Source organism: Collinsella sp. AF23-4AC (assembly GCF_003462685.1).
In the GTDB taxonomy this organism is placed as follows: Bacteria; Actinomycetota; Coriobacteriia; order Coriobacteriales; family Coriobacteriaceae; genus Collinsella.
Genome location: NZ_QRVE01000002.1, coordinates 152,097 through 178,883, shown reverse-complemented (window position 1 = coordinate 178,883; position 26,787 = coordinate 152,097). Strand labels below are relative to the sequence as shown.

Here is a 26,787-nt window from a genome sequence, read left to right as displayed (position 1 = left end):
CTCCGCTCGCCTTATCCGAGGGCCTATGCGGCGGGGCTTGACTTCGAGGACGTCGTCGACTCGTCCCTCGAGCTTGTAAGGCTTGCTGAGGTAGGCGGACTAGAGTAAGAAAAGAGAAATCAAAAGGCGAATTTATCGCGAGGAGCAAAATGTCCCAAATAAATCAGATCCAAGAAGAGCTAAGGCAGATCGAAGGCGGGCGTTTTCAAACACTAGCAAATCAGTATCTATATAGGAGATATTCGCTTAACAACATCATTGAATTAGGATCCCAATGCGGCACGGATAAAACCACGACCGGAGTGCCAGACATGTACTCCGTAGGAGAGAATGGACACTACCTCTTCGCGGCATACACAACCTCTAAATCCGACATCCGCAATAAGCTGCTAAATGATGCTAAAGACTGCCTCGACAGGAGCAAAACCGGAATCAATCCGCAACTCATAGATCGAATCATCCTGTGCCACACATACTTTCGCCTTTCACCTTTGGTACTCGAGGAGGTCCGTGCCATCGATCCACGGATAGAAATAATCGGGCCAGAGACAATTGCGAGCGACCTTGATGGAAAATACCCTGCGCTAGCGCATACGGTATTGGGCGTTCCACTCGGAAAGGGATCATTCATCGCCCCAGACCGCTTCATCGAGCGAAGCCTGAACGACCGTTTCTCAACCGACCTGTCGAAGCTCCTCATGCACAGGGATTCCGAGTTTTCAGTCATCGTCGAATCGATAGAGCAAAACAAGGCAGTGGTGATTCAGGGGCAGTCTGGATCGGGGAAAACCAAGATCGCCCTCGACGCATGCCTCTCATTCAGCAAACGGCATCAATGGGATCTTCTTATCTTGGACTCTAGGTATTCATCGCATCTCGACGATGATATCGAGCTGATTTTGTCGGAGTCGGAAAACATTATCCTTCTAGTCGATGATGCAAACGGCAACCTGTCACTTGAGCACTTGCTGGGAATCTGTTTGGAAAACAAAAAGCTAAAGATTGTCCTCACCTGCAGGAAGATGCACCGAAGCGAGTTGACCGCAAAAATCGGCAGTTATCTAAATTTCAGAGAAATAGAGCTGGAGCCTCTAACCGCGGAAAATATAGAAGCGATACTCGAGACCGAATACAACATAAAAAACATAGCACTGAGGGAGAGAGTATCGGCAATCGCAAACGGAAACCTGCGCTTGGCTATCATGGCAGCAAGCCCCATAGCAGACGGCAATTTCGAAGCCATCCAAGAGCCATACGATCTTTTGAACATCTATATGAATTCTGCTTTAGCTGGGTACTCCAGCAGGGAGCAGCGTCTCGCAGAGAACCTTGCAATCTACGACTGCTGCGATCTTATTGAAGGAGACCCTTGTTACGAGGAACTCTTGGGGCTGGGGTACGACGACGCCGAGATTCGGGATTTTGCATCCAGATTGAACGACCAGGAAATTGTCACGATCCTTACCTCCGCCGATGGCGTGCTAGCCATAAGAATGGAAGAGCAGAATCTTCGCGACTTCTTGATATGCCGCCACTTCGCAAAAGAAGGGAACGGCAGTTTTGCGGATTTCATTCTGCATACCGCAGAAATGCCGAACGCGCCGTATCTCAAAGCCGCCAAGTCAATGGCTGAAGTGTGCGGAAGTGCGAGCGTGTACGACTACCTTCGAAGGGAATGCGAGAAAGCTTGGGATGAAATAAAGAATCGGGATGCGCGAATTGCCGATCAGTTCATAGTCACATTCAATCAATTCCTCCCCATACAGGCGCTCGCCTTTGCCTCAAACCGCATCGAAAACGCTGATTGCGCTGACGTATCGGAAGAAATTCTCGGCATGAATTCGACATCCGACGGATCTATGCCCCTGCAAATTTCTGTATCCCTGATGAACTCAAGCGAGTATTCGCAAACAGCCTCCGAGTTGTTCGTGAAGTGTGTAGAAAGAGGCACCGAGCGAGCGGCCGAGTACAACTGGGCATGCGGGCCGGACGGCGCTTTCGCTTACGATCTCGATCGTACGGGATTCGATTTGGAAAACAGCAAACTCGATGCCCTCGCTCAAAAATATCAACAATCGCATTCCCGCAATGTTGCAGCATGTCTGATCGTCTTGACGAGTTCATACCTCTCTTCAAGGGCCCAGCGCGTTTGTCAAAACGGCATAACGTACACATACAACACTTTGACCTTCAATTTCACATCAGAGCTGGCCGAGCTCCACGCCCATTGCTTCCGGGCGCTCTCCGTTCTGGTCGAAACCGAATTCAGCAGGCAAGTTAAATCCACTTTTCGGCAGCACTTCTCGTTCTATGGCAAAGAACCTGAAGCGGAGTACGCAGAAAACATGTATTCGGTGCTCTCGAGGATTGAAGAGCTATTCCCCAAATATATAACCGAAGACTCGACAATCGATCTCTTATGCAGCTTAAGCATCAACCAGATTTACGAAACATGCGCGCAGAATCCCCCTCTGAGCCTCGATGGGTTCCGCCAGAGCGCATTCGACGCACTTGGTCTGGAGAACTCCGAGTCTCTCGTAGAGAAAGAACCGAGGATATCCGCGGAAGAGTTACCGCTAGAACGACTGACCGAAGCCCTGGGAAAGCTAGCCGAAGATTATGAGATTTCCGATAAAGAGTGGGAGTCGGGCAGGGCTATCGGAAAAGTCCTTCTGGAAATCGCCAAAAGGACCCCAGATACTGCCTCAAGCATAATCGCACGCAATATCGCTTCGTCGCCCTCGACGATCCCTGTCCCGTACGAAGCACTTGATCATCTTGCTGAAACCATCGGCAGGAAGGTCCTTAGAAACGAGCTGGGCGCGGTGATCGACGTGAGTGACCATCCGGCCCTGTTTGACTATCTTGATTTGCTAGCAATAAAGAACGGGCCCGACAAGGAGGAGCTCGACGAAATTCTCGCAAGACTCGATGACGGCAGAACGCATCTCTGCTTGGAAGATTTGGAGATGGTCGAGCCAAAGCATCCTGGCTATATCCTCAAATATGCTTCTTGGCTTTCCGAACATATACACAATGATGGGGTTTGGCGGTTTTTCGGCAACTGCGGAGACGAAAAGCGCGTCTCCGCTCTAGATTCGTACTTCGAATCCAATCCCTCACCGGCCGTCAACCTGTATTTTCTCGCACTTGAAGGATATCCTACTTTCGACTATAACCTCGCTTTCCTACGCTGCCTTTTACGCCTTGACAGCTCAATGATTGACCGTTTTTTGGAGTACGTTGCCAACCTCGACTACCGACAAAGGCACGATCTCCTGCGAAGAATCAGCTCGTTTTGGACCGTCCAGGATGATCATGCCTGGAATCTGCTGAAAGCAATGATCGATGAAGCGCTGAGCGAACCACTCGGCAGGCTTGAAATAGCCGTTTTGTTTCCCGTTCATGACGCAAATGCGCTCTCGAGCGATATTTTTTGGGAGCGCTTGGAATATACCATCCGCGAAAGGATCGCCGACGCAAATAGCCTCGATAGAATTAGCTGGGCCTTGTCCGATTGCAATGACGAGACGAGGATTAGGGCTATCACCCTCATTCTGACGCTCGATAAAGACGGGATATCGATCAACCATTTGGATCTCCGTCGATCTTCAATGAGCGGGTCCCCTGAAAAAGGCTTTATTCCAGCAAAGCTCAAGGAGATTGAGGCGATTGACTCGATTGCTGCTCAGCTGCCCGCAGGTGTTGCATATTTAAAACACAGAGAATGGCTGTCAAAAGTGAAGTCATCAATTGAAAGAGACATCGAAGACGAAAAGTGGAGGCTATTCCACGGCAGGCAGTAATCGACTTTAACACCTAGAATTAGGAAAAGCCTCGGGGCTCCTGCCTAGCCCTTCGACCTGCACTGCGTGCAGAAGACGGTCGAGGGCGAACCGTGGTGCAGCTCCATGAGCTCGAGCTGCATCGCCCTGAACAGGTCCTCGGGCTTGTTCAGCAGCCGCTCGTCGATGTTTGTGTCAACGGCCTACTGAATACTGTTCAGTTTTACGCTACCACTGACAGCGAGGTCGAAGTGGCTCGTTGCTATTTCGAAGCCGCGCGCGCGGCGCGGAAGGGCGGCGTGGACCCCGAGGCCACTGCCTACAAGCTCGACAAGATGATTTGGTTGCTCTGCACAAGCGACTTTTACCTCGAAGGGGGTCTAAAGCTCTTTTCAACCAATGCACTTGTTGAATCGAACCTGAGCGCTTATTCGGGGGATGGCATTTAAATCGGAGCCACTTTCAGAAAAGCGGCGCTGCAAACGCATGCCAAAACTGGCAAATTATTATGAAAGGTAATCTTATGGCAAACGCAGAGGAATCAACTAAGGCCGGTCTATCGCGCTTGCAAGACGACGCAAGGCCGACTATTTGCAGCGACTCTCTCGAACTTATTTCGAATATCGCAGAGGTTGGCCTGGACGAAATTCTCCAAAACGAGTTCTTGAAGGACATCCCCGTCATCTCAAGCCTAGTGAGCATCAACAAAATCGGAAACAATATCCACAATGCGCATCTGCTGAAGAAGTATGCGTGTTTCCTCGATGAGTTCAACCGCGACTCTTTTGAAAATGGCTCATGGAACAAGTACAAACAATACTTTGAAGAGTCAAATAGGAAGCGCGATATTGAGTACCTGCTTATCCTGCTCGAAAGATACATTGAGGAGGACAAAGCGCGGCGACTAGCAAAGATTTATGAGGCCTACCTAGATAAAGAAATTAGCTGGGACGATCTTCGTTTGTTTGCAGAGACTTTGGACAGATTTCTACCTGGAGACTACGAAATGCTTCGAGAAAAGGAAACTTTTCAGACGCTCAGAGGCAGAGATGCAGAAGTTCTTCTTCGATTAACCGGGCTGGGATTGCTGATTGAGGATATCCATCGGCAGCAGTGGGACGTAGTAGATACGACGCTCATCTTCGACGATCCCGACGAAATTGAGAAAGAAGAAAGGGTTTATCGTAGGACCGAATTTGGAAACAGGATGGTATCTATACTTGGCTAGCTACTGCAGACAACAATCTGAGCGCGCTCTTGTCGTCTTGATTAAACTGCTCGCATGCCAGTGACAAAGCAATTAGCTTAATTGGTCGAATGGTTTATTAGCCCAATACGCGTGGCCTAAATCGGCTAATACACATGATGGCGAAATTCTAAGCCGCTTTTAAGCGAACATGACTTTCCTCATCTTCGGTTGATTATTTCGTCTTCGTTTTGTTAATTCGCATGGAAACAAGAGCTGCGGCTATCGTTGACAACGGGAGAGGCGGCGCGAATGGCGCTATTCGACGAGAGAGTAAATTGCCTTGCAGATTGTCACGCCGAAGTCGACCAGGAACCTTTTTTGTCCATCGGTTAGCCTTGCTCTCTCTTCCAGTGATTCCTTGCTCGAGTGCCTGAAACACTGGATCTTGTATCTGAAGCTCTTCACCGTATTGTCGTCGACGAGTCCAAGCGTCGCCTTCGAGTAGTCAGGTTGTATGAACTTCCCGTTCTCTTTCAGCAGGTTCTCGATCAGGTTCGCGATCTCCCTGAGCTTCTCGTTGTCCTCCATCTCCTCGAATCGCGAATTGCCTGCGGAGATGAGCTGGATCCTCTTGTTCAGATTATCGCCGATTGCCACCGAGGACGCCTTGCGCACGAAGGTCATGTCGGCAACCATCGCGCGGCGGGTCGCCCAGCGTACCGTGCCATCATCGTCGAGCCCAAGCGATATGGCTCTGTCCCTGATTGTCCCGTATGTAAAACTGGATGGTTCTTTCGGGGGCCTGCGCAGTACGTCGGGGAATTGATCGATGATATAGCCGTGTGCGTTCAGATAGTAGGCGACGACATAGAACCAGCACCTGTCCTCTTTCCTATTCGGCTCGTTTTCTGGTTGACACAGCTGCCGGAACTTCTCTATCGCTTCTATCTCGTCGTGGACTAGGAACTCGAATCCCTGTGTCTCATCCTTCCCGTAGAAGACGTTGTAAGTTCTGTTCACGCCTTCGATAAGTGAGAAAAAGTGATAGTAGTAGTCGTTCTCTGAAATGTTATCGAGATAGTACTCTCTCAGGTCGATCATCTGATTTCAGGTCTCCGTTCGTCTTTGGTGAAGTGGCTGTGCCCGCATTTGGCCCTGGCTGTCATTAGGCTCTGACCTGTTACCGACTTGGGCTGGCGGGCAGCTGCAGGTCGTCTTCCCGAACGGCGCGCGGTGATGCGGTTTCGCCGCGATGTCTCTCTGTGCGGCGCATTTCCTCAAACACTGTAGAAATGTTTTTGCGAGCTGCCGCACTTAACTAAGCTCGCATAGACACCGTAGCACATGGTATCGAGGTTGTTGCACGCGTTTTCAGTTGAGGGCACTGTTGGCGACAGGGCTGCTCAAGCTCCATTTGATGTCTCTTCGAAAGAGCGGTATCGCTCACGGGCGGCCGGCACAGCCGCTCTGGCATTGGAGTGCTAATTCGCTCCGGAACCACGTTCCGAACAAGGAGCCCAGCTAGGGCGTATGAGTACTGGAACCCATGGAGGCGGGCAACCGCTGCAAGGACGAGTGCCTGCCCGAGGAGACGAGCCGCCGCATCGTGGACGTCATCAGCGACGTGAACTCGCCTACAGCGATCACGCGCGGCGCTACCTGCTCGCGACGGGCTGCGTGACGGAGCGCACCTACGTGACGGGCTCGCCCATGGCGGAGGTGCTGCGCACGAACCTGGCGGCCATCGATGCGAGTGACGTGCTGGAGCGCGAGGGCCTGGAGCCGGGAGGCTACTTCCTGCTCTCCGCCCACCGCGAGGAAAACATTGACACCGAAGCGAACTACACGTCCCTCTTCGGCGCGATAAACGCCCTCGCCGAGGAATACGGAAAGTCCATCCTCTACAGCTGCCACCCCCGCTCCCGCAAGCGCCTGGAGGCCTCGGGCTTCCAGGCGCATCCCCTGGTGCGCACCCACGAGCCCATGGGCTTCCACGACTACAACAAGCTGCAGTCCAGCGCTTACCGCGTCGTCTCTGACCCCGGTACCCTCCCCGAGGAGTCGAGCTTCTTCGCGAGCGTCGGCCGCCCGCTCCCGGCGGTCTGCATCCGCACGAGCAGCGAGCGCCCCGAGGCGCTTGACAAGGGATGCTTCGTGCTCGCGGGCATCGACGAGCGGGGCCTGCTCAACGCCGTGCGCACGGCGGTTGCGCTCACGGAGGATGGCCTCCACGGAATCCCCGTGCCGGACTACCAGGACGACGTGGCCCCCAAGGTCGTCCGTATCATCCAGTCCTACACCGGCATCGTTGACCGCATGGTGTGGAGGAAATACTAATGTCTCTTTTTACGACGGGTTCGCCGTTGGTCGCTGAATCGATGGGTATGCAGGCTCTATGGCAAGACTCACACGTTATGGTCAAGTGGCTCAAAGATATTATATCGTCTAGTTTGACCGTTGAAGAAAAGACTCACTGCATGGCCTGTGCCTTCATGCTTGCGTAGAGGAGGTGTCTGATGTATCAGCTCATCGTAATCGGCAACGGGTTCGATCTTTCCTGCGACCTCAAATCGAGCTTCTCCGACTTTCACGACTACCGAGCGAAATCCGATTTGGTTGCCCATCCGGAGAACACCACTATCTGGGATCTCATTCTCAAGCAGGAGAAGGGGCATAATTGGCGCTGGTGCGACGTCGAACACCAGATTAGGCGGTGGCTGTACAAAAGCGGGCAGAAGGATCCCCAGATGCTCCGGCTCCCGGAATGTGTCCTCGATCCTTCGGTCAAGCCCTCGCAGACCGCGCGCACCAATGCCGTCTATTCCTATGTGCTGAGCAATTGGCTGAGGGACCGAAAGCTGGACGGCAGCGTGCTCGCCGCGCTGTCCCTTGCCGACCTGAACCGCTACGAGTCGTATTTCGCCACCTACCTCAACGACCTTGTGCAGCGGACGCCCGGCTACCTCGACTCCGCCGCGACCCGGATGGAGCGCATCTGCATAGACCTGGTTGACGAAGATGGCGTGCCCCCCTCGACCTCCGTCCTCAGCTTCAACTACACCGAGCCCCTGTCGAGCAACGTTCGCCTTTCCGACGCCCTCGGCATCGACTGCTTCTGCAACATACACGGTAGGGCGAGCGACTACGAGCACGGCATCGTCTTCGGCATAGACGCGAAGGGGATCAGGCCCACCAGCGTGGCCATACCGTTCACCAAGACCTACAGGCTGCTCGCGCAGGACCCCGTCGACTTCCAGAGGGTCGTTCGGCCGAAGTCGTCAAACGGCGCTTCGATGGGCTTCATCAAGTTCTTCGGCCACTCCCTTTCCGAGGCCGACTACTCCTACTTTCAGTCGATCTTCGATGCCGTGGACCTCTACGGTGGCGATACGAGGCTCGTCTTCTACTATAGGCCTCATGGCAAGAAGGGTGAGACCGAGAAGGTTATGGTCGAAAAGGCTCGCAGGGAAGTTCATAAAAACGTGACGAAGCTCTTGGCTGCCTACGGCGAGTCTTTCGACAACAAAGACCACGGGAAGAACCTCATGCACAAGCTCCTCCTCGAGGGCCGCCTCATGGTTCGCAGACTTCCATAGGGCTTCGGCGACGCATGGCTGGTCGTCGGCGCGTTTGCACCAACATTCCCGGCGTGATCTTGAGTCTAGATTCAACATGGCTAAGGAGGGGCTTGATTGATCCTCAGTGGAGTCCAATGGGTGGTTGCAACTCTCATCGGACAAATGGATAACCGTGAATATGCATCAATTATATTGATGGGTCTTATAGCGATTTATCTTCTGACTAAGGGTAAGTTGTTAAGCGTTATTAAATCGTTTGCTGATGTTGTCAAGTGTGCGCTAAGCCCCAAAATTCTGATTCCTGCGCTCATTCTTGTAACGTACTCTGCGCTTTTGATATACGGAGCGTTTGAATTCGGGTTTTGGAATACGGGTATCTTGCTGGACACGATTCTTGAGGTTGTATTTGTTGGGTTTCCCTCTATGTTAATTGCATCTAAGGCAACATCGGTCACTTCAATTAAAAACGAATTGATTGTGCCTGAGGTCCGCTTTGGTGCACTAGCGTCTTTCTATATCAATCTGGTCTGCTTCCCTATTCCGTTTGAAGTTGCTCTTCAAGTAGTCCTTTTGTTTCTGGGTATTGGCCATGCCCAATTTTCATCCAGACGTGATGTATCCAATCTATGCTTGTTTGAAAACATGAGGGTTGTTTTGTGCATCATTGTTTGTGTTGCAACAACGTTGCTGCTTTCAAATGCTTGGTTTTCTATGGACTGGGGCGTTGAATTAAGTTCGCTATTTCTTTCAATTTGGTACCCGGTATTTATCATGCCTTATGTTCTTGCCCTTGCTTATTATGCCTCGCTTGAATCGATGGCCATGCGGATTAAAGTTTCGGAAGAGAACCTGCCTACAAAGGAGTTTATTAAGATTGCAATGGCGTTGCTTCCAAACTTTCGATATATCAGGCATTTCAACGGATGGAATGCCCATGAGTATCTAGAGTGTTTAAACCCGTCTGAAAAAGCTTGCTACTTGGGTACTTTTAAGCGCGAGATCGACACGGTCGCCGCTAACGCCAACGCTAAGGTTAAACGGTTTGAATCGGGTAAGGGGAGTAACGGGTTTGATGAAGATGGGATATGGCTTGACTGGACACATCTGGAAGAGATGAAGTCCTTTCTTTGGACAATTGCAAGCTTGGAGAATCGGAGTTGGATGGAATCCGGTGCCTATTCGTCTTTGGATGAGGCGTTTAACTGCTTCTTGCCTAAAGGCTGCAATGGATCGTTGTTGCTTTCTCGCGGAAAGGATACATACGTCTGTTGGGTAATTAATTCATCAGGTTTTGTGTTTGCTGCCGGTTCCAGAGATGGTGCTTTTCCTTTTATGAAATACGAGGGCGATCGCCGCCCAATTACTGACGGTGCGGATATGCTCTCTGAGTTTGTTGATGACAGCGGGGATGCTGATACGCGACTTAAAAACTGGCACTTCAGCTTTTATGTTGATAAATCTTACTTGTGATTACGCTTGAGACTGGATGATTTAACGATGCTTCTCTCTATGACGGGGCACGCTCCATGTTCCGCTGCACGGTGGTCAATTAGCAAAAGAAATTATGCGTCACCGTTTGGGATATATTTATATTCGTCAAGCTACGTTGTTTCTTCAGACTTCCTCTGAACGATCCGGAGGCATGATGTTTCTTGGATTATAAACAAGAAAAATGTTTATAATTGAATTGCCTAAGAGGAGGTTGCTGTGAAACTTCTTAAATTAAGAATCGATGGGGTCACGCTGTTTAAGGACAAGCGTTTGGAACTTGATTTTATTGCCTCCGATCGCGTTTCTCGCGATGAAGAAGGTAATGTCGCCGACGTGTTCCCGCTACCGGTGGGGTCTTCGATCTATTCTCAAAATGTAATGGGCGTTGTTGGCGTAAACGCATCCGGTAAGACAACGACTCTCAACCTTGTGCGCTTTGTACTTGGTTATATGTCTGGCAGCTTTGTTATGCGCCGCTTTGCAACTGGCTCCGATGTTCTCGGAAACTTGGAGCGCCAGGTCAATGTCGCCTGTGTATTTTTCGAAAAAGGTTCAGTCTATCTTATTGAGTCTCGGCTTCGCAAAGTAGATGGCGTAGCTGCGGAGGATACTTCTTTTGCGGAATCACTTGCATTTGAGAACGAATGGCTTTGGAGATGCCCCGCATCACGCGTCTCTAGAAAGGTCGTTTTGAATATCGAGCGTCTGAAGGATGTCTCTGAGCCTATTCTGGTTCGTGAGGGGCCTGATGATGGTGACCTTGTTCTTAACGATGCCCAACGAACTTTCCTGGATGACAACATGTCAATCGTGTCTGTCATCACGGGTAAAAAGGTGGTCTCGGTGGAGTCCCCCGAGCGCACGCTGCCTTTGACGAGCTTGCCAACCCCTGTTGTTCAGGCTTTTGATCCGAGTGTTGAATATCTTGTCTGGAACAAAGAAAACCAAGTGTTCCATCTTAAGTTTAAGGGTGAGCGAGCGGAGCGAGTGATGAATGTCGCTATTGCGACTTCTGTTCTGTCAAATGGAACGATCTTGGGCGCTGAGCTGGTCAATCAAGCGATAACTGCTCTCAGAAATGGGGGTTATCTGATTGTGGACGAGATTGAAACGGGTCTTAATAGATCACTTGTTGGCACAGTGATTGAGCTTTTTGCTTCTCCTGTTACGAACCCACATGGGGCAACCTTGCTCTTTTCGACTCATTACTCGGAGCTTCTTGATGTGCTGAGGCGCAAGGACAATGTCTTTGTTCTTGTGCGCGACGATTCGTTTAAGACGGAGCTCATCAAGTATTCCGAGCGTATCAATCGGATTGAGAACAAAAAGAGCGATGTGATTATCAACAATGTAATCAAGGGATCTATGCCTAAGTACCCCGACGTTCAAGCGATGCGCGAGTATGTTTGCGAGCACATCAATGGGTAATCAGGCAAAAGACATTCTATCAAGTTGTTTTGTCTTGTTTAGCTGTGAGGGAACTGCGGAGGGCGCTGTTATTCAGGTGCTGTATGACAACGATTTGTTGATCGTCCCAAGAGACCGAGTGGTCAAAGATGCCCTCATTGTTGATCGTCCTTACACGCGAAAACGCAAGGCTTCCGAAATTGCAAACGACTATTTCTCGATGAACTACGAGACTGCTGGGGCTGAAGGACTTGCGGTCGCACGGATTGTGGATAGCGGTGCTCCCAAGTTTGAGTTTCCAAAGCGCAGGCAGAACGGTACTAAAGTGCTGAGTTTTGTTACGCGACCGGAGATCGAGATGCTTGTGATTCACGCCGAGGGTGCCTATCGGGATTGGGGAATTGCGACCAGAAGGGACAGGCAACTTAAGCCTAATGAATTCTGCAAACAGCGTCTTGGGCTAGGCAAAATTAAAGAGAAAGATTTTCTTGAGGAATATTGGGGCAACGGCGAAAAACTTGTAAAAGCAATTAAGGCCCATGCGGAGACGAGTAAGCGTAAGAGCGGAGAGTTTTTACTGGTTGACTTGTTGAAATAGCAGCTGAATGCCCGACGGAAGTATGCGGCAAATTTCGGAACCCTCGAACACATCGCCCTTTTCATGTAAAGAAACCGCAGGTAGAAGCGTTGCCGTTATCCAGTATGGTCGGCATGTCAAGAATTTGCCGCATACTTCCGGATTGAGCGCTCATTTAGCACTCTTAATGTCCCCTCATCCTCTAAAAAAGTTCTAAAACAGCCTTAAAGGCGTTTCAACTCGCGTTGACAGCGTAAAATACGCATGTTTGACTATGAACGAAGTGGATTTTAGGGGAGGAGAACGCCATGGAGGTGCTGGTTGTTGGCAACACCGCATATGTTGACGATGACTTTTGTGCCAAGGCGTTCCCCGGGGACCATGTCCAGGTCGTCGCTGCCGCGGAAGCGCGCCGCGATGAGGCGTCGCCCCATGCCTCGTGGAAAGAGCTTCTGCAACACCTGGATCAGGCCTATGAGTTCGACCGCGTGGTCTATCTTTCTAATTACCTTACCCCGCATATCGATAGCGTGGGCGATATCGAGCTGCTGCGTTCAGTCTTTCGCGCGTGCATGGGTCGCCGGATCCAACTGTTGTATATAGCAGGTCCCGCAGGTGCCGAGGGTGCCGCCGATGCCGCGGGGCGAACGGGCAAGGGTATTATCGCGCACGCAGCTAACGACCTGTGCCGCTACTACGCTGCTCGCGAGGGCGTTCAGGCCAAGATCCTGCGCGTGCCGTTCCTGTATACCGCGTCTGCCGCGATGGAGGACCCGTTTTTGGTGCCGCTGTTCGATGCGTGCTCGACCGGCTCGGTTGCTCTGCAGGGCGCGGAGGATGCGGCGTTTCCCCTGCTGTGCGCCGAGGAACTCGCGGTGCTGATTCGCCGCATCTTTGATAGCTGGGATGCCTCCTTTGAGACGCTCGACGTTGCCGATGCCTTCCATCACACGGCGGGTGAAGTGGGCGACGCCCTCAAGGCGCTGTTCCCCGGTCTTGCCGTTGCCTATGGCGATTCCGCCGGCTACGCCCTGCCCGTCAGCGACGTCGCTCGAGTGCGCTATGGCTGGTTTCAGCGCTACGACTTGCTGCGCGATCTCTCGACCATTCAAGCGCGTTGGGATGCTGGCCGCGCAAAGAAGGTCAACCCCTTGCGCGCCGCCATCGACCGCATCCAGATGCGCTCGCTGCCCATCAAATGCCTGGAGACGGGCGTTGCCTGGGTTCTGTTCGAGGTGCTGGAGCATCTGTTCTCCCAATCTGCCCAGCTCAACGTGCTCGATTATCGCCTGCTCTACGTGGTGCTGATCGGCACGCTGTATGGCTTGGACTTTGGCCTGGTTGCGGCGCTGCTGGCGTCGGTGGGTTTGGCCGCGAGTTACTTTACTCAGTACGGCTATACCTTCCAGGGCCTGTTCTACGAGCCGTCTAACTGGCTACCGTTTATTGCGTACTTTGTTGTGGGTGCCGTGTGTGGCTATGTGCAGCTGCGCAACAGCGAAGCCATTAGGGCGGAGCGCGATCAAAACGAGCTCGTGCGCAACCGCAATACGTTCCTTACGCAGCTCTACCACGACGCGATCGAGGACAAGCGCGCGTACAGGCGTCAGATCGTGGGTCGCCACGACAGCTTTGGCAAGATCTTTGCCGTGACGCAGGAGCTCGACGTGCTTAACCCACGCGACATCTATCGCAAGTGCTGCGAGCTTCTGGGCGAGATCCTCGAGAACGATTCGGTGGCGATCTACCATGTTTCGGGCGGGGCATTTGCACGCCTGGTGGCAGCAAGTCCCGCGATTGCCGAAGATGCCGCACGCTCGCTCACGCTCGAGCAGCTTGCACCTCTTTTGGGCGACGGGGGTCGTTCGAACCTGTGGGTGAACCGCGAGCTGACGCCGGGGCTTCCCATGTTTGGATACACGATCGAGCGCGACGGGGCACCCGCCGTGTTGATCTTTGTGCGTAGTGCGGCCGAAAACCAAATGACCCTCTATTATCAAAATCTGTTCCGTATCTTGTGCGGGCTGGTCGAAAGCGCGCTGGGCCGTGCCTTTGACTATGAGGCGGTGGCGCAGGATAAACGCTGCGTTGACGGCACTTGCGTGCTCAAGCAGGCGGCCTTTGGCCAAGAGCTTGCGGCGGAGCAGGCGCTGGCAGATAGCAAGATGGGGAGTTTTTTGCTCCTGCGCGTGGTACCGGGCATGGAGCCTGTCGGCGAGCTGGTGGGCGCAATTGGGTCGGCAATCCGCGAGAGCGACGCGGCGGGCTTGGTCGACGGCAACGTGCTCTACCTGCTTATGCGCCAGGCAAAGGCGTGCGATCTTCCCATTATCCGCGAGCGCCTGAGCGCAAAGCAGATTGCGGTGGAGCCCGTCGACGGCGAGGGCATCGTGGAGCTGCTGCAGCACATCTCTTACACCGGTGACGGTGAGGGGGGCGCCGCTTGATCTCGCTTGTCGTTGCTGCCGTCTTGCTGCTGATTCATGCGCTGGTTTGCCTGATGCTGTGGACGCTCATGAAGCTGGGCCTGCTGCCGGTGCGCGGGCACATGCTGGCTGTGATAGTGCTGGTGCCGCTGTGGGGCCCGTTGCTGGTGGTTCTGCTATCGGTCCGCAGCGCGGTGTTTGGCGAGGGGCTGAAAGGGTCTGCGCTGGAGTCGCTGCGCTTCAACGATGACCCGCATCGTAGTATGTCGGTACCGAGTGGTGAGGACGATGCAGGCGTAGTTCCGCTCGAGGAGGCGCTCATCGTCAACGACCCGGCATACCGGCGCCGCCTAATGCTTTCCATGCTCACCGAGGAGCCCGACGCGTACCTGGCGCAGCTGCAGGCGGCTAAGCTTAACGACGACGTTGAGGTGGCGCACTATGCCGCGACGGCGGTGGCGCAGATCTCCAAGGAGTCTGACCTTAAACTGCAGCAGCTGGAGCGTGCCTTTAAGACGGACCCGAGCGCGCAAAACCTCAACGAATACTGCGATTATCTTGGTGAATACTTGGGCTCGGGCTTGGCTGAGGGGCACGTGGCTCAGATTCAGCGCCAACAGTACGCGCGCCTGCTTGCGCGTCGCTGCGAACGCGAGGATACCCTTAAGCTGCGCATTCGATACGCGACGGCGCTGGCCGATGTCGGACAGATCGACGAGGCGCAGACCGTGACCGACCAGCTGGTGCTCGACGTGCCCGAGGAGCAGGAGGTTTGGATGCTTTGCCTGCGCCTGGCCGTGATGCGCCGCGACGGTGACGAGGTCCACCGTGTGATCGATGCGATCGACAATCAGCATGTGTATTTGAGTGCCGCCAACCGCGAACAGTTGGCGTTTTGGCGCGACGGGGAGGAGACCAGATGAGCGTGGTGCAACATATCCGCGACCGTGCAGACCGCTTTCGTTGGATGGGGCTGCTCGTAGTGTGGGCTGTTTTTATCGTCATGGCCGCCGTGCTGCTGATCGAACGCGCCGGCGTGCAGTACAGCGCTGGACAGCACAAGCTGGGCATGCTCGCCGCCAACGACGCGGTGCCGGCCTCCTCGGCAATCTTTGGCCAAAAGCCCACGTGCCTGGTCATTACCGATTCCGATCAAGCTGGCGTCGAGGACGTAAAGGAACAGTTCGACCAGATCCTGCTCGACATGAAGATCGCGCACCGCGACGTGGACCTTGCCCTGGATGGTGCGGATGCCATTCCCTCGCTGACCTCCTTCGATCGCGTGATTTTGCTCATGCCGTCGCTCGATGGGCTCGGTACGCACCTGAGCGACATTATGAGTTGGGTGAGTGCCGGCGGTTCGCTTATGCTTGCCATGCCTCCGGATAACTCGAGCTATCTGCAAGTGATTGCCTCCAAGCTTGGCATTGAATCGGCCGGATATGACTATGTAAAAGCCGAAAGCATTGTGCCGAGCGAAGACTTTATGCTGGGCGGGGGAGAGCGCTACGAGCTCTCGGATCCCTTCGATTCTTCGCTCTCGGTTTCATTGCGCGAAACGGCCCACGTATGGGCAAAGACCGGTGACACTGGCACGCCGCTCATTTGGTCTAACGATTGCGGCAGTGGTCACACCGTGGTGTGCAATATCGGTATCTATGACAAGGTCATGCGTGGCTTTTACGCCGCGGCGATCAGTCTGCTGGGTGATACCACGGCCTATCCGGTCATCAACAGCGCCGTGTTCTTTTTGGACGACTTTCCTAGCCCCGTGCCCTCGGGCGATGGTACTTATATCAAGCGTGACTACGGCCTTTCCATTGCCGATTTTTACACCAAGGTCTGGTGGCGCGATCTGCAAAAGCTCGCGCAAAAATATGGCATTCGCTATACCGGCGTGATGATCGAAAACTACGAGGACGCGGTCAACCAGACCGAGCCCGCGCGCCAACCCGATACCACGCAGTTTCGATATTTTGGCGGCATGCTGCTGCAGATGGGCGGAGAGCTGGGCTTTCACGGCTACAACCATCAGCCGCTTGCGCTCTGGGACACCGACTATGGTACGTTGTACGCCTACAAGACCTGGAAGAACAAAGAGACGCTCGTCGCTTCGCTCAACGAACTTATCGCGGTTCAGGACGAGGTCCTGCCCAATGCTCATGGCTCGGTTTACGTGCCGCCGTCAAATATCCTTTCGGCCCGCGCGCGCAAGCTTATCGGTACCGATGTTCCGCGAATTAAGACCATTGCCAGTACGTATTTTGAGGATGGCACCGACCTGCCGTACGTGCAGGAGTTTGGCGTGGCGAGCGATGGCATTGTGGAGCAGCCACGTATTGTTTCGGGCGGCATGGTCGACGATTCCTATATGCGCCTGGCAGCCGTGTCCGAGCTCAACATGCACTATGTGAGCACGCACTTTATGCACCCGGACGACCTTTTGGACCCCGATCGCGGAGCCAAGGAGGGCTGGGAGGTCTACAAGGGCGGCCTGGTCGACTACCTGGAGTGGCTTACCAAATCCGCGCCCGACCTGCGGCACCAGACGGCGTCGGAGTGCTCCGGTGCCATCCAGCGCTTTTCGTCGGTTACGGTGAGCGTGGATACCAGCGCGGATGCCTGGACGCTCAGCCTGGGCAATTTCCACGACGAGGCGTGGCTCATGTTCCGCGCTAATAATGGCGAGCCGGGTGCGGTGACGGGTGGCGAACTGACGCACCTTACGGGCAATCTGTATCTGCTCAAGGCCACGGACAAGACCGTGACGATTGAGCGCAAGGAGGGCGGCGACAAATGAGAATCTGCTTGGTGCTCGAGGGTTGCTACCCCTATGTGCACGGCGGCGTATCTACCTGGATGCACGGCTATATCCAGGCCATGCCCGAGCACGAGTTTGTGCTGTGGGTGATCGGCGCGCATGCTGCCGACCGCGGCAAGTTTGTCTACGAGCTGCCCGGCAACGTGGTAGAGGTGCACGAGGTGTTCCTGGACGATGCCCTGCGGCTTTCGGGCGAGCAACATGAAGCCAGTTTTAACGACCGTGAGCGCGATGCGCTACGCCGTCTGGTGTCGCTCTCCAATCCGGACTGGGACGTGTTATTCGATATCTTCCACCGCCGTCGCGTGCATCCGCTCTCGTTTTTGCAGAGCCGCACGTTTATGGATATCTTTCGCGACGTGTGCCTGGCCGAGTATCCCTACACGCCCTTTGCCGATGCATTTCACACCATGCGCTCCATGTTGCTGCCCGTGCTCTACCTGTTGGGCAGCGAGGTGCCGGTGGCCGATGTGTACCATGCCATCTCGACCGGCTACGGTGGCCTGCTCGCCTGCCTGGGCTCAAGCGTTCACCATGCGCCGGTGCTGCTGACCGAGCATGGCATCTATACCCGCGAGCGCGAGGAAGAGATCATTCGCGCCGATTGGGTGGTGCCGTCGTTTAAGGACCGCTGGATTCGCTTTTTCTACCTGCTTTCGGAGGAGATCTACCGCCGCGCCTTCCGCGTGACGAGTTTGTTCCATAACGCCCGCAAGACGCAGATTGATATGGGCTGCGATGCGGACAAATGCCTGGTCATCCCCAACGGCATCCAGTTCGACCGCTTTAAGGATATTCCCTTAAAGACCGATGACGGCTGGGCGGACATTGGCGCGGTGGTGCGTCTGGCGCCCATCAAGGATGTCAAGACCATGATTTATGCCTTCTTTGAGCTGCACGAGCGCCTGCCCAAGGTGCGCCTGCACATCATGGGCGGCGTGGACGACGAGGAGTACGGCGCCGAGTGTCACGCGCTGGTCGAAACCCTGGGCGTGCGCGACCTGATCTTTACCGGCCGCGTCAACGTGGTCGAGTACATGGAAAAGCTCGACTTTACCATTTTGACGAGCATCTCCGAGGGCCAGCCGCTCAGCGTGCTGGAATCGCTTGCAGCGCGCCGTCCCTGCGTGACGACTGAGGTGGGCTGCTGTCGCGAGCTTCTCGAAGGCGCCCCGGGCGACGATTTTGGCGTGGCGGGTTTTGTGACGCCGCCTATGTATCGCAAGGGCTTGGCCGATGCCATGGAACGCATGTGCACAAGCCGCGCTCGTCGCATTGAGATGGGGGAGCGCGGCCAGCGTCGCGTTGCCACGTACTTCTTGCACGAGCAGATGCTCGCCAACTATCGCGCGCTGTACGACGAGACGGCGCAAGCGTTTGACCTGCCCAGAGAGGGGGAGTAGCCGGTGGCCGGAATTGGTTTTGAGCTCAAGCGCCTGTTTAGGCGCAAGGGCCTGTTTGCCACGATGCGCGCTTACGGCTACGCCGGCATTGTGTGCACTGGTCCCATGCTGTTGGGCGTGCTACTCCAGGTGGGTATCTTGGTGCTGTGCGGTCTGTGGGGTGTGGGCCGTGCCAACCAGGATCTGCTGGTGTGCATGGTGACCTACACACTGCTGGCCTCGCTTACGCTCACGAGCTTTTTCTCCATGTCGGTCACGCGTTTTTTGGCTGATATGTTGTTTGCCGAGCGCGAGGACGAGATTCTTCCCTCGTTTTGGGGCTCCAATGCTGTCATGCTCGTTGCGGGCACGGTGCTCTACGGCGTCTTTTTGCTGTTCTCGGGCGCCACGCTGCTGCAGGGGCTGCTATGCCTGTGGCTGTTCAACATTATGATCGTCAACTGGAACGGCATGAGTTACCTCACGGCCATCAAGGATTACCGCGGTATCCTATGCAGCTTTGCGGCTGCCATTGGCGTGGCGTGCCTGTGCGCCCTGGCCGCGCTGGCGCTGGGGCTGCCGCCGGTCGAGGGCCTGTTGGCGTCAATTGCTCTGGGCTACGGCGTCATGCTCGCCTGGGACGTTGTGCTGCTGTACCGGTATTTTCCGCAGGGCGACCGCAGCCCCTGGCTTTTTTTACGGTGGCTCGATCAGTTTATGCCGTTGGCGCTCACGGGCTTGTTTACCAACCTGGGCCTCTTTGCGCACTTGGTGATAATTTGGGCCGGTCCCATTGGCGTGCAGGTCAAGGGCTTGTTTTATGGTGCGCCCTACTACGATGTGCCGGCGCTCATCGCGTTTTTGACGATCCTGGTCACGTCCGTCAACTTTGTGGTCTCGGTCGAGGTCAACTTTTATCCGCGCTACCGCGACTACTACAGCCTGTTCAACGACGGCGGCGTGGTGGGCGACATTGTGGTGGCCGAGGAGGAAATGCTTGCCACGCTCAACCGAGAACTGCGGTTTTGTGCGCTCAAGCAGCTGTTTGTGACGGCGGCGGTCATCTCGCTCGAGACCACGGTGCTGTCGGCCCTACCGTTGGGCTTTAACAACCTGATGCACGGGTATTTTCGCACGCTGTGCGTGGGCTACGGCCTGTATGCCGTGGGCAACACGATCCTGCTGATCTTGCTGTACTTTACCGACTACAAGGGGGCCGTGCTGGCCTCGGGACTGTTTGCCGGTGTGGCCGGGCTGGCGACTGCCGTGTCGTTGCTTTTGCCGCAGCAGTTTTACGGCTTTGGCTTTTTGTTGGGTGCGGCGGTGTTTTTTATCGTGGCGCTGCTGCGGCTCGATACCTATACCGCCAACTTGCCTTATCGTATCCTGAGCCAGCAGCCCATTGTGGCGACCGACAAGACGGGCTGGTTTACACAGCTGGGCCGCTTGCTCGACCGTGCCGAGCAGCGCTATGAGGAAGGTCGCCATAAGGGTGAGTCACATGGCGCGTTTGAGCGCGCAGTAGTTCACGTGTATCGCAAGCATTGGGGAGGTTCTGATGACCGATAGGATGATGTCTCGCCGTCGCCTGTTTGAGGCGGCTGCCGGTGCGCTGTTGCTTTCGGGCTGCTCGGTGCAGGAAGACTCCTCGACCAAAAAGGTCAAAAAGCAGGGCAAGATAAAAAAGGCCGAGGCCTCCGACCAGTCCAAGCACCTGCGCGATAAGGACGAGCTGTACGAGGTTTACGACGACTCGGGCATTGTGACCATGTACCTGACGGTCTCACGCGGCAACAGCTCCGAGAACACCGACCACAGCTGGGCCGAGATCAACACGTACTCGGTGTATGACTATGCCGACATGGGCGTGGCGCGCTATCAGGTTATGGGCCTTTTGCAGGCGGGCGACGAAGACGGCCCGGAGGCCGGCGAGGTTGGCTATGGCGAGGAAGCGCCCAATGCTACCGTGCAGGTGCGTGGCCAGACGTCGAGCTCCTACACGCAAAAGAATTACAAGGTGGAGCTCAAAAAAGGAAAAGGTACCTGGCGCCAGCAGCGTGCGATTGCGCTCAACAAGCACATGGGCGAGGGTATGCGTTTTCGCAACAAGATGGCCTACGATCTTATCCGCGGGATTCCCCAGATGATGGGCCTGCGTTCGCAGTTTGTGCATCTGTGGGTGTGCGACCAGACCGAAAAGTCCAACGATACCTTTGAGGACTACGGCCTGTTTACGCAGGTGGAGCAGCTCAACAAGACGGCGCTTAAGGCACATGGCCTGGATAAGAGCGGGCACCTGTATAAGGTGAACAGCTTTGATTTCCATCGCTACGAGGACACCATTAAGCTTGCCGATGATCCCGACTACAACCAGGCAAGCTTTGAAGGCATGCTCGAGATTAAGGGCGATACGGACCACACCAAGCTCATCGAGATGCTCGATGCGCTCAACGACGAATCGCAAAAGATCGATGACGTGCTCGACACCTACTTTGATACCGAGAACCTGGTCTATTGGTTGGCGTTTCAGATCCTGACGGGCAACTGCGATACGCAGAACCGTAACTGCTATCTGTACAGCCCGCTTAACTCCAAGGTCTGGTATATCCTGGATTGGGATAACGACGGCATGCTGCGTAAGCTGGAGCTTTCTCTTACCGGGTTTTCGGACTACGCGAGCTGGGAGCGCGGCGCAAGCAACTACTGGGGTAACGTGCTGTTTAACCGCGCGTTGCGCAGCAAGTCGTTCCGCAGCGAACTCGACCGTGCCGTCAAGGACTTGCGCTCGTATTTGACCGAGACTCGCCTGACCAAGATGATCAAGCACTACCGCGAGGTGACTGAATCCCTGGTCTTTGCTTCGCCCGATATCGACAATCTGCCTGTCACCAAGGACCAATACGAGCAGATCGCCGCGGCGATTCCCTCCGAGATCGAGGAGAACTACAAGAGCTTTCGCGAGAGTTTTAAAAAGCCCATGCCGTTCTACATCGGCGTGCCGCAGATCGATAACGGTAAGCTGCGCATTAACTGGGATGCGTCCTACGACTTTAAGGCGCGCGACATTCGCTACACCGTAGAGCTTGCGCGCGACTATGCCATAAGCGACGTGGTCTTTAAGGCCGAGGACGTGCTGCTTCCCGAGGTGACCTGCGATGCGCCCGATGCCGGCCAGTATTTTGTGCGCGTGCGTGCCACCAACTCCGACGGTTATACGCAAGATGCGTTTGATTACTATGTGACCGACGACGGCAAGCACTACGGCATAAAGTGTTTTTACGTGCAAGACGGCGGTAAGGTCGTGGAGGACACGTATGAGGAGGGCTAGCGCGCTGCTTGAGCGCTTGTCGGCCCCGCCTGCACGTGCCACGCAGGAGCGTTACCGCCACGAGCTCAAATATCTCATTAACGAGGGCGAGCACGCCGCGCTTGCCTGTCGCATGGCGCCGGTGTTTAAGCTGGACAAGCATGCGCGCTCGGGCGGTTACACCATTCGCAGCCTGTACTTTGACGACTACTGCAACTCGGCCTACGAGGAAAAAGACGCCGGCATTCTCATGCGCAAAAAGTATCGCGTGCGCATCTATAACGGCAGCGACAAGGTGATTAAGCTCGAGCGCAAAAAGAAGTACGGTAGCTGGATCTATAAGGAGGACGCGCCGCTCACACGTGGCGAGTTTGAGCAGATTCTGGCTGGCGACTACGGCTTTTTGCTGAGGAGCCCCTATCCGCTCTGTCGCGAGTTCTACATCGAGTGCATCTGCAACATGATGCGCCCGCGGACCATCGTGGATTACGAGCGCGAGCCGTGGGTGATGGACGAGGGCACCGTGCGCATCACGTTTGACATGAACGTGCGTGCCGCGGTGGGAAGCTTCGATATCTTTGACGCGACGCTGCCCGCGCTGCCGGTCCTGGAGCCCGGCAAGCTGGTGATGGAGGTCAAGTTTACCGAGTTTTGCCCGCAGCTGGTGCGTGATATGGTGCCGCCGGGAGCGGCCGAGCTTACGGCGGTCTCCAAGTACTGCCTGTGTTACGAAAAGACCGCCTACCTGCGCGGATTTAATTACTGGGAATCGAATTTTGAGAACCGAGGGGATATTTAGACCATGAGCACCAGGGACTTTTTTAAGAACTCCGTCTTGGAGGCGTTTGGCCAGGTCGACCCTGCCAAGATTGGCCTTTCGCTGCTCGTGGCGCTCGCCATGGGCATCCTGATCTATTACGTGTACAAGCGCTTTTTTACCGGCGTGGTGTATTCGCGTAGCTTTGCCGTGACGCTCGTAGGCATGTGCGTGCTCACGTGCATGGTGACGCTCGCGATCTCGACCAACGTGGTCATCTCGCTCGGTATGGTCGGTGCTCTGTCTATCGTCCGCTACCGTACGGCGGTCAAGGATCCGCTCGACCTGCTGTATCTGTTTTGGGCCATTACCACGGGCATTACGGCAGGCGCCGGCATGTACGCGCTCGTGGGGCTCACGGCTGTGGTGATCGTGGTGATGATCGCCGGCTTTGCGAGCCACCAGGATAAGGCACGCGTGTACATGATGGTCATCCACTACACGGGCCAGACCACCGGCGACGATATCGTGCGCGCATTTGGGCGCACCAAGTTCACCGTCAAGTCTAAGACCATGTGCGGCGACAAGGTCGAGATGGCCGTGGAGGTGTTCTCGGACGGTGTGGATATGCCCTATGCCGATGCGATTCGCGCGCTCGACGGCGTTGAGGACCTGACGCTCATCCAGTACAACGGCGAATACCACGGCTAGTTTGGTTCAGTTTTATTTAAGGGACGGTGTCGCATGGACGTGCAGCAGCTTGAAGAGACCTGGGCCGTAAGGGCTGGTGCGCGTGAGGCGCGTCTTGTTGCGGCCTCGCATGTGCCGGCGGCGCTGTCTCTGCTGGGGATTGTGCGTCCTGGCGATCGCCTGGTTGCGTATGCCGACGATTTTGCCGGTGCGTTTGCGCACGGCTTTGATGGCCGCGACGTTGTACTCGCGGGGGAGCCGTCGGCTGCAGCGTTCGCTGCTGCGTCCGAGGGCTTTGATGCTTCGTTTGATGCTGAGGGGCCGCACCTGTGGTGGTTCGTCAACTCCATCGGCGGCTTTGGTCTGCGTGTGCCCGATCTGCGCGCTCTGGGCCGGGCGGCTCGTGAGGCCCACGCGCTGTTTGTGGTGGATAACACGGTGGCTGGCGTCTTTGGCTGCGATCCGCTGCGTTTGGGTGCCGTCCTGTCGCTCGAGGCGCTCGACCGCGTGTGCGCAGGCGAGGCTCCGTGCAAACTCGTTGCCGCTTCGGTGGCGCGCTCGCAGCTCAAGCGCCATCGTGTGGATGCCGCGGCTGAGTGCGCGCATGCCCTGCTTGAGGGCCGTGGCTTGGCCAAGCTTGATTTGACTGCTGACGAGGCCGGTGTGCTGAAGCGCGGGCTGGACTCGCTCGATGCCCGCATGCAGGCACACTTCGACCGCGCCCGTGCGCTGGCCGAGTATCTGGCCGCCAACGAGATGGTGCGCAACGTGCGCTATCCCGGGCTGAGCTCGCATCCCGATCATGCGGTTGCAACGGGAATCCTCGAGCACGGCTTTGGTCCGGCAGTTGAATTTGATCTTATCGAGCGTAGCACAGGGGAGCTGTTCGATGCTTTACCGGGGGAGTTCCGTACATCGCCGGCCGGCGGCGCAACGACGCGCCTTTCGGCCCCACGCGGCAAGCAGGGGAGCACCATCCGCCTCTACGCCGGCACCGACAACCCCCTGGTTGTAGCGGCCACCCTAGACAACGCCCTTCGCAGCTAGCTAAATCATCCTCGACTCCATAAGTTGCGGTGAAATAGGGATTGATTTACGGCTTTAACCGCATAAACAGTCCCTATTTCACCGCAACTTAATAGGAAGGGGTTGCGTAGCTAAAAAAGCCCGGTCCCAAATTAGCTACTCTGCATTGATGCTGGCGATGAGGTCGTTTGCTTTGGTGGCAATGACGTTGTTGATGTTGGCCTGCAGCTCCTCGTAGACTGCTATGGCTCGCTCGCCGGCCGGCGTGAGCGTGGATCCGCGGGCGCCGTCGCGCTCAATGAGCTTGCAGCCCAGTTGACCTTCGGCCTCGTTCACGATGCGCCAAGCCTTGGAATACGCCATGCCCATGCTTTTGGCGGCCCGGTTGAGCGAGTGCTCGCGGGCGATACCCTGCAGCAGCAAGACGCAGCCGTGGCCGAACACGCCCGGCAGATCTTTGTCGCACGCTTGAATGACCAACTTTGCCGTCGTCTTGTACTCCATGTGCTCCGCGTCTCCCCGCTAAAGTGTTTGCTGGGCAAACGCAAAGCCTGCGTCAAACCCTCGTGTGCTCTTCTTAAATCATGCATTGTAGCAGTCAAAGTGCGTTAAGATACTTGCCCAGTATTGGGCGCCCAAGGTTGGGCTGGGTCCTACGAGGCCTGCAGCCGACCGGTCGCATGAAAAAAGGAGAAACATGGCTACGTTCTTTCCCGGTGAGTCCCACACGTTTTCGGAGTATCTGCTGGTCCCTGGTTACTCGTCCTCGCAGTGCATCCCCAACAACGTCTCTCTTAAGACGCCGCTGACCCGCTTTAAGCGCGGTGAGAAGCCGGCAATCACCCTGAACATCCCCATGGTTTCCGCCATCATGCAGTCCGTCTCGGGCGTCGACATGGGTGTCGCGCTCGCTACCGAGGGTGGCCTGTCCTTCATTTACGGTTCCCAGAGCGCCGAGTCCGAGGCCGCTATGGTCAAGGCCGTCAAGGATCACAAGGCCGGCTTCGTTCAGTCCGATTCCACGCTGACCCCCGACATGACCATGGAGCAGGTCATCGAGCTCAAGGAGAAGACCGGCCACTCCACCATGCCGGTTACCGACGACGGCACTCCCAAGGGCAAGCTCCTGGGCATCGTCACCAGCCGTGACTATCGTCCCAGTCGCGATGACCACCAGACGAAGGTCTCCGAGTTCATGACCCCGCGTGAGCAGCTCATCGTGGGCGACAAGAACATCAGCCTCAAGGTTGCCAACGACGTCATCTGGGACAACAAGCTCAACGCTCTGCCCATCGTCGACGATAACGATCACCTCATGGGCATCGTCTTCCGCAAGGACTACGACAGCCACAAGACCAACCCCAACGAGCTGCTCGATAACGACAAGCGCTACATGGTCGGCGCCGGTATCAACACCCGCGATTATGCCGAGCGCGTGCCGCTGCTCATCGAGGCCGGCGCCGATGTCCTGTGCATCGACTCCTCCGAGGGCTTCAGCGAGTGGCAGAAGCGCACCATCGAGTGGATCCGCGCCAACTATGGCGAGGACGTCAAGGTCGGTGCCGGTAACGTCGTCGATGCCGAGGGCTTCCGCTTCCTGGCAGACTGCGGTGCCGACTTCATCAAGGTCGGTATCGGCGGCGGTTCCATCTGCATTACCCGTGAGACCAAGGGTATCGGCCGTGGCCAGGCCACCGCGCTGATCGACGTCTGCCGCGCTCGCGACGAGTACTACGAGGAGACCGGCGTCTACGTGCCCGTGTGCTCCGACGGCGGTATCGTCTACGACTACCACATGACGCTCGCCCTTGCCATGGGTGCCGACTTTATGATGCTGGGCCGCTACTTCGCTCGCTTCGATGAGAGCCCGACCGAGCGCGTCAATGTGAACGGCCAGTACATGAAGGAGTACTGGGGCGAGGGTTCCGCGCGTGCCCGCAACTGGCAGCGCTACGACCTGGGCGGCGCCGCGAAGCTCAGCTTCGTCGAGGGTGTCGACTCCTACGTTCCCTACGCCGGTTCCCTCAAGGACGGCGTGGGCGGCACGCTCTACAAGGTCAAGTCCACGATGTGCAACTGCGGTGCCCTCTCGATCCCCGAGCTCCAGGAAAAGGCACGCCTGACACTGGTCAGCTCCACCTCCATCGTCGAAGGCGGCGCCCACGACGTAGTCGTGAAGGATTCTCAGCAGAGCGTTTCCTATCGATAAGGTAAGAGCTGCATATCAAAGGTTGATTCCCAACCACGTTATTTAGATAAAGCGAGATGCCCGCAAGTCGCAGGCATCTCGCTTGTTGTATTTGCTATCATCATGCGAGTTAACGATGTGGCGGGGCGTTCTTACCTTTGCT

General features: G+C 55.6%; 20 protein-coding genes. 18 read left to right on the top strand and 2 right to left on the bottom strand.

Annotation, left to right across the window (positions count from 1 at the left end):
* Positions 1-149 precede the first annotated feature (149 nt).
* From DWY05_RS02445 to DWY05_RS02435, 3 genes are all read left to right on the top strand, one after another.
* Positions 150-3,806: a hypothetical protein gene (locus tag DWY05_RS02445; RefSeq protein WP_117820301.1), complete on the top strand. Its 3,657-nt coding sequence runs from the start codon at positions 150-152 to the stop codon at positions 3,804-3,806.
* A 92-nt stretch (positions 3,807-3,898) separates the two neighbouring features.
* The gene (locus DWY05_RS02440) at positions 3,899-4,234 is read left to right on the top strand and encodes a hypothetical protein (protein ID WP_117774269.1); all 336 of its coding nucleotides are present in this window, start codon (positions 3,899-3,901) and stop codon (positions 4,232-4,234) included.
* A 74-nt stretch (positions 4,235-4,308) separates the two neighbouring features.
* Positions 4,309-5,013: a hypothetical protein gene (locus DWY05_RS02435; protein ID WP_117820300.1), complete on the top strand. Its 705-nt coding sequence runs from the start codon at positions 4,309-4,311 to the stop codon at positions 5,011-5,013.
* 276 nt (positions 5,014-5,289) lie between these two features.
* Here DWY05_RS02435 and DWY05_RS02430 read toward each other — a convergent pair whose 3' ends face one another.
* Positions 5,290-6,075 carry a hypothetical protein gene (locus DWY05_RS02430; protein ID WP_117820299.1) on the bottom strand — a complete coding sequence of 262 codons (786 nt, stop codon included), beginning with the start codon at positions 6,073-6,075 and terminating at the stop codon, positions 5,290-5,292.
* Between the two features lie 474 nt (positions 6,076-6,549).
* Here DWY05_RS02430 and DWY05_RS02425 point away from each other — a divergent pair, with 474 nt between their 5' ends.
* From DWY05_RS02425 to DWY05_RS02360, 14 genes are all read left to right on the top strand, one after another.
* On the top strand, positions 6,550-7,311 hold the full coding sequence (locus tag DWY05_RS02425; protein ID WP_304650824.1) for a UDP-N-acetylglucosamine 2-epimerase: 762 nt from the start codon (positions 6,550-6,552) through the stop codon (positions 7,309-7,311).
* Positions 7,312-7,490: 179 nt separating this feature from the next.
* The gene (locus tag DWY05_RS02420; protein ID WP_117820298.1) at positions 7,491-8,570 is read left to right on the top strand and encodes an AbiH family protein; all 1,080 of its coding nucleotides are present in this window, start codon (positions 7,491-7,493) and stop codon (positions 8,568-8,570) included.
* A gap of 120 nt (positions 8,571-8,690) precedes the next feature.
* Entirely contained in the window at positions 8,691-10,022 is a 1,332-nt protein-coding gene (locus tag DWY05_RS02415; protein ID WP_147335189.1) for a hypothetical protein, read from the top strand.
* Positions 10,023-10,259: 237 nt separating this feature from the next.
* On the top strand, positions 10,260-11,471 hold the full coding sequence (locus DWY05_RS02410) for an ATP/GTP-binding protein (protein ID WP_117820296.1): 1,212 nt from the start codon (positions 10,260-10,262) through the stop codon (positions 11,469-11,471).
* Positions 11,464-12,048 (top strand): hypothetical protein, encoded by a 585-nt coding sequence (locus DWY05_RS02405; protein WP_117820295.1) that lies wholly within the window; start codon positions 11,464-11,466, stop codon positions 12,046-12,048. The genes DWY05_RS02410 and DWY05_RS02405 overlap by 8 nt, the downstream gene beginning before the upstream one ends.
* A gap of 287 nt (positions 12,049-12,335) precedes the next feature.
* Positions 12,336-14,474, top strand: coding sequence for a DUF4118 domain-containing protein (locus DWY05_RS02400; protein ID WP_117820294.1), 2,139 nt, complete (start codon positions 12,336-12,338; stop codon positions 14,472-14,474).
* Positions 14,471-15,376 (top strand): hypothetical protein, encoded by a 906-nt coding sequence (locus DWY05_RS02395; RefSeq protein ID WP_117837205.1) that lies wholly within the window; start codon positions 14,471-14,473, stop codon positions 15,374-15,376. The genes DWY05_RS02400 and DWY05_RS02395 overlap by 4 nt, the downstream gene beginning before the upstream one ends.
* Entirely contained in the window at positions 15,373-17,253 is a 1,881-nt protein-coding gene (locus tag DWY05_RS02390; protein WP_117820292.1) for a DUF2194 domain-containing protein, read from the top strand. The genes DWY05_RS02395 and DWY05_RS02390 overlap by 4 nt, the downstream gene beginning before the upstream one ends.
* Positions 17,250-18,677, top strand: a complete 1,428-nt coding sequence (gene pelF, locus DWY05_RS02385; RefSeq protein WP_117820291.1) for a GT4 family glycosyltransferase PelF — start codon at positions 17,250-17,252, stop codon at positions 18,675-18,677. Before DWY05_RS02390 ends, pelF begins: the two co-directional genes overlap by 4 nt.
* 3 nt (positions 18,678-18,680) lie before the next feature.
* Positions 18,681-20,225, top strand: a complete 1,545-nt coding sequence (gene pelG, locus DWY05_RS02380) for an exopolysaccharide Pel transporter PelG (RefSeq protein ID WP_117820290.1) — start codon at positions 18,681-18,683, stop codon at positions 20,223-20,225.
* The gene (locus DWY05_RS02375) at positions 20,215-21,984 is read left to right on the top strand and encodes a CotH kinase family protein (RefSeq protein ID WP_117820289.1); all 1,770 of its coding nucleotides are present in this window, start codon (positions 20,215-20,217) and stop codon (positions 21,982-21,984) included. Before pelG ends, DWY05_RS02375 begins: the two co-directional genes overlap by 11 nt.
* Entirely contained in the window at positions 21,971-22,762 is a 792-nt protein-coding gene (locus DWY05_RS02370) for a polyphosphate polymerase domain-containing protein (RefSeq protein ID WP_117820288.1), read from the top strand. Before DWY05_RS02375 ends, DWY05_RS02370 begins: the two co-directional genes overlap by 14 nt.
* A gap of 3 nt (positions 22,763-22,765) precedes the next feature.
* Complete coding sequence (locus DWY05_RS02365) at positions 22,766-23,431, top strand: DUF4956 domain-containing protein (RefSeq protein ID WP_117820287.1); 666 nt, start codon at positions 22,766-22,768, stop codon at positions 23,429-23,431.
* Positions 23,432-23,464: 33 nt separating this feature from the next.
* On the top strand, positions 23,465-24,457 hold the full coding sequence (locus DWY05_RS02360) for a PLP-dependent transferase (RefSeq protein ID WP_117820286.1): 993 nt from the start codon (positions 23,465-23,467) through the stop codon (positions 24,455-24,457).
* A 135-nt stretch (positions 24,458-24,592) separates the two neighbouring features.
* Here the strand turns inward: DWY05_RS02360 and DWY05_RS02355 are convergent, their stop codons facing one another.
* Complete coding sequence (locus DWY05_RS02355; RefSeq protein WP_117820285.1) at positions 24,593-24,940, bottom strand: winged helix-turn-helix domain-containing protein; 348 nt, start codon at positions 24,938-24,940, stop codon at positions 24,593-24,595.
* Between the two features lie 193 nt (positions 24,941-25,133).
* Between DWY05_RS02355 and DWY05_RS02350 the strand changes: the two genes are divergently transcribed.
* Positions 25,134-26,645 (top strand): IMP dehydrogenase, encoded by a 1,512-nt coding sequence (locus DWY05_RS02350; protein ID WP_006234046.1) that lies wholly within the window; start codon positions 25,134-25,136, stop codon positions 26,643-26,645.
* Positions 26,646-26,787: the final 142 nt, after the last annotated feature.